1 protein-coding gene is annotated in these 1,475 nt (G+C 41.7%); it reads right to left on the bottom strand.

The genetic code is table 11. The features are described 5' to 3' along the window. A partial coding sequence (locus tag ACODSI_RS14990; protein WP_488917664.1) for a choice-of-anchor J domain-containing protein occupies window positions 1-1,475 on the bottom strand: 1,475 nt, incomplete at both ends.

Below are 1,475 nucleotides of genomic sequence, written 5' to 3'. Positions count from 1 at the left end.
ACATATAAAGTGTAGCATGTGTCTGCGTTTAATCCAGTAAATGTATACGTGTTTGATGTTGGAGTAATTAATGTTCCAGATGTTGTAGCTGTAGGTGCTGGAGAGGTACATGGTAATGCTAACACTTCAAATTGTGTAGCCGTACTGTTATTGGTCCATGTCAATGTTCCAGAGTTTGAAGTCACTCCTGAAGTCACAAGCGCTGTTGGTTTAGGACATGTTGGAGGTGGTGCACAGGTAATGTTAGTAACCCAACCGGCGCCTGTTACACTTCCATCAGATGTAAACACAAATGTTAAACATCCACCTGGAGTAGATGAAGTGAACGTCGGTGGAACGTTAGTTCCTGAATACGAACCTAAAAGAGGTGCTGTGGCACTACTTCCATCATATATACTTAAAACATCAAATCCTGCTTCTGTTGCAAATGATGTAAAAGCCACCGTAACTAAATCGGTAGTGTTAGACGGGCATATAGCGGTAGTAATGTTTTCATTATTACTATAGGCTCCTGTTGAACCTCCCGAATCCACAAAATTTCCACCACAACCTATTGGTGCGACAGAAGTTGAAAAAGCAAACGGTCCTGCCCAAGCACTTGAAAGTCCTGGTCCACATACTGATCTAACGTAAAAAGTATATGGTGAATTGGCTGTTAAACTTGTAGCAATGTAAGAAGTTGTATTTGATGTTCCAGTTGGAACACCCGTTGGAACACCCGCTGCACCTGGAACAACCTCAATTTCCCAAGAAGTTCCTGTAGCGTCTGTCCAAGTTAAGTTAGCAGTAGTAGACTGTGGAGTAGCCCCTAAAGCAGAAGGAGCAAAACATTGTTGAACCAATCTAATGTCGTCAATTAACCATCGGTCTCCACCCAAACTAGCTGTTGGTTGTGTAAATCGCATTACAAAAGCAATGTGAACTTGATGACCTGCAAAAGCAGATAAGTCAACTACTTTTTCTTCATATACATTATAGGTAGTAGAAAGTGTCGCTTCAGTCCATTGTTGAGGTGTAAGAGTATAATTGGCGGCAGTGGTTTGAGCGCCTGCAGTAGCTACTGCATTATCATATACTTTAATAAGGTATTCTGTACCATTAGCTCCACTGATTGTAGATCTAGTCCAAAAACGTAATTGTCCATTAGCTGGAACTGTAAGTAATGGAGTTGCCAGATAATCTTCAGAGGTGTTTCCAATTCCGATATTTTCTCGATCCATAAAGGCCGAATTAGTTCCAGCATAAACGTTTGCAGCAACAGCTGTAATGTTCCATCTTCTGGTTAGTCCAACACCGTTATCAAAAACAGCCCATTGGTTGCCTGTAGCTCCAGTGCCCAATGTCCATGGACTTGGTGTAGTTGGCGCTGCTAAATCAGGTCCCGTAGTACCTTCAAATCCTTCAGTTCCGGGTGTAGGAAACTGAGAAAAACCTGCTACCGAGAAAAGTAAAGCAATAATCAGTAAAGTAATTTT

Source organism: Flavobacterium sp. FG139 (assembly GCF_057809695.1).
This window is presented reverse-complemented; position numbering and strand designations above follow the sequence as displayed.